We start from the raw sequence: 3,086 nt of genomic DNA on the forward strand, positions 1-3,086 counted from the left end.
AGGCATCATTTTACCAAAAGGAAAAACAATGAAAAAGACAATCAATTTTGACATACTCAACGCTAAATTAAAGCCAGGCTATTATCGAGTGATTGATCATGTTTATTTAGATCAAGACAAAAAGAAGGACGCAAATTTATCAGCAATTTTTCAAATAAAATAAAGACAGTTTTCGAATACATGATTACTAAAAAACTTTAGCATACGCCCTTTTTCATTGAGCTTGGAATGAAAATCCTGGGTGAAGACGATGAGGGAATACATAGATCCCCTTCCAACCGCTCTTTTAAGGAGTCTGGCACCTTATGATGTCTTTATCCTGAAAAGGTATAAATCAACAAAATACGAAAAAAAGTTCCCTTAAAGAAGGGAACTTTTTTATTTATGCTTTTTGATAACGTAATACAGGCTTACGAGCAGCTAATGTTTCATCAAGACGACTTACTACTGTTGTATGTGGAGCCTCTTGAACGATTTCTGGATTTTCTTCTGCTTCTTTCGCAATCGCAATCATAGTATCAATGAATGAATCCAATGTTTCTTTCGATTCAGTCTCAGTTGGTTCAATCATAATACATTCTTCCACGTTTAATGGGAAGTAGATTGTTGGTGGATGATATCCAAAGTCTAATAAGCGTTTAGCAATATCTAACGTACGAACGCCTAGTTTCTTTTGACGTTTACCACTTAATACGAATTCATGCTTACAATGACGATCGAATGGAAGATCAAAGTGTGGCTCTAATCGACGCATCATGTAGTTTGCATTTAAAACTGCATCTTCAGTAACTTGTTTTAATCCTTCTGGACCCATTGAACGAATATAAGTGTATGCTCTCACATTAATTCCAAAGTTACCGTAGTAAGGTTTAACTCGACCAATTGACTCAGGACGATCAGAATTTAAAACATACTCATCTCCAACTTTTTCAACGATTGGTGCAGGTAAATATGGAATTAAATCTGCTTTAACCCCAACAGGACCTGAACCAGGACCGCCACCACCGTGTGGACCTGTAAACGTTTTATGAAGATTTAAATGTACTACGTCAAATCCCATATCTCCAGGACGAGCTTTACTTAATACTGCGTTTAAGTTTGCTCCATCATAGTAAACTTTACCACCTGCAGCATGGATAATCTCAGAAATTTCATAAATATCTTCTTCAAACAGACCTAATGTATTTGGATTTGTAAGCATTAATGCTGCTACATTTTCGTCAACTACACGACGTAAATCGTCTAAGTCTACTAAACCATTTTCATTTGACTTAACTGTAATCGTTTCAAATCCCGCAACAGTTGCAGAAGCTGGATTTGTACCATGTGCTGAGTCAGGTACGATTACTTTTGTACGGTTGAAATCACCACGGCTTTCATGATAAGCACGGATAATCATTAATCCAGTCCACTCTCCATGAGCACCAGCTGCTGGTTGTAACGTAACTTCATCCATACCTGTGATTTCTTTTAATTCCTGTTGAAGCTCATGCATTAACTCAAGAGCACCTTGAACAGTATAAGTATCTTGTAATGGGTGAATATGAGCAAATCCGTTCATTCGAGCAACAGCTTCATTAATTTTCGGATTATATTTCATCGTACAAGAACCTAATGGATAGAAACCTGAATCAACGCCATGATTTCTCTTAGAAAGAGCTGTATAATGACGCATTAAATCTAATTCAGATACTTCTGGTAAATTTGCTTTTTCTTTTCGAATATAAGTCGCTGGAATAACATCTTCAATATTAATGTCTTCAACATCCATTACTGGAAGACTATAAGCAATACGACCTTCTTTACTCATCTCAAAAACTAACGGTTGATCCTTCAGCATGTTGCATCCCCTTTCCGTCTACTAATAATGCAAGCTCTTCTACAAACGTATCAATATGTTGTTTAGAACGTAGTTCAGTTACAGCGATTAACATATGATTTTCCATAGCAGGTTCAACTTTTGCTAAATCGTAACCACCGATAATTTTCTTCGCAAATAATTCTTTATTAATTTCTGACACATTATGTTTTACATCGATAACTAGCTCATTAAATGCCGCTCCTTCGAACACAACAGAAATGCCGCTTTGCGCTAATTTCTTTTTCATATATTGAGTGCGTTGAATGTTTTGTGTTGCCATTTCAACTGCCCCATATTTACCAAGTGCCGTCATTGCAACTGAGGCTGCTAATGCATTCAAAGCTTGGTTTGAACAAATATTAGAAGTCGCTTTATCACGACGGATATGTTGCTCACGTGCTTGAAGTGTTAATACAAAACCACGACGTCCTTCACCATCAACTGTCTGACCAACTAAACGACCAGGCATTTTACGCATTAATTTTGTTGTCGTAGCAAAATAACCACAGTGTGGTCCACCAAATTGAGTAGGGATACCAAATGTTTGAGCATCTCCTGCAACAATATCAGCACCAAATTCACCTGGAGGAGTTAATGCAGCTAATGCTAATGGATTACTTGATACAATAAATAAGCTTTTTCCAGTATGAGCAACTGGTTCAATTTCATCTAATGGTTCAATTTGTCCATAGAAGTTAGGGTATTGAACGACAACACACGCTACATTATCGTTCATTTCATTTTTCAGCTCTTCGATATCAGTTTTTCCATCTTTCAGACCAATTTCAACAACCTCTAAGTGTTGACCCTTAGCATAAGATAAAATAACTTCACGTGACTCCGGATGAACAGCTTTTGAAACTAAAATTCGTTTTTTACCAGTATGACCAGCTGCTAAAGTAGTCGCTTCTGCAAGAGAAGTTCCACCATCATACATTGAAGAGTTTGCAACATCCATTCCAGTTAATTCACAAATCATTGTTTGGAATTCAAATATCGCTTGAAGCTCACCTTGTGAGATTTCAGGTTGATATGGAGTGTATGCAGTATAAAACTCTGAACGAGAAATGACATGATCAACTACTGTAGGTAAATAATGATCATATACTCCTGCACCTAAGAATGACACATATTCTCTTAAGTTCGCATTTTTATTAGCTAATCCATTAAGTTCTTGTAATAAATCAGATTCAGATTTTGCTTTTTTAATATTTAATAATCCATT

The 3,086-nt window shown here is 36.3% G+C and carries 2 protein-coding genes; both read right to left on the bottom strand.

All coding sequences use genetic code 11. From position 1 onward, the window contains the following. Positions 1 to 382 precede the first annotated feature (382 nt). The gene (gene gcvPB, locus V7056_RS20225) at positions 383 to 1,840 is read right to left on the bottom strand and encodes an aminomethyl-transferring glycine dehydrogenase subunit GcvPB (RefSeq protein ID WP_499704183.1); all 1,458 of its coding nucleotides are present in this window, start codon (positions 1,838 to 1,840) and stop codon (positions 383 to 385) included. Next, on the bottom strand, positions 1,812 to 3,086 hold a 1,275-nt coding region (gcvPA, locus tag V7056_RS20230; protein ID WP_499704184.1), incomplete at its 5' end, for an aminomethyl-transferring glycine dehydrogenase subunit GcvPA. The genes gcvPA and gcvPB, both read right to left, overlap by 29 nt.

It is taken from the genome of Bacillus sp. JJ664, from assembly GCF_036962205.1.
Taxonomy (GTDB): Bacteria; Bacillota; Bacilli; order Bacillales; family Bacillaceae_G; genus Gottfriedia.

What these genes read in the sequence shown, in the direction of transcription:
- gcvPB (WP_499704183.1), bottom strand. Translation starts at nt 1,840, where the DNA reads ATGCTGAAGGATCAACCGTTAGTTTTTGAGATGAGTAAAGAAGGTCGT.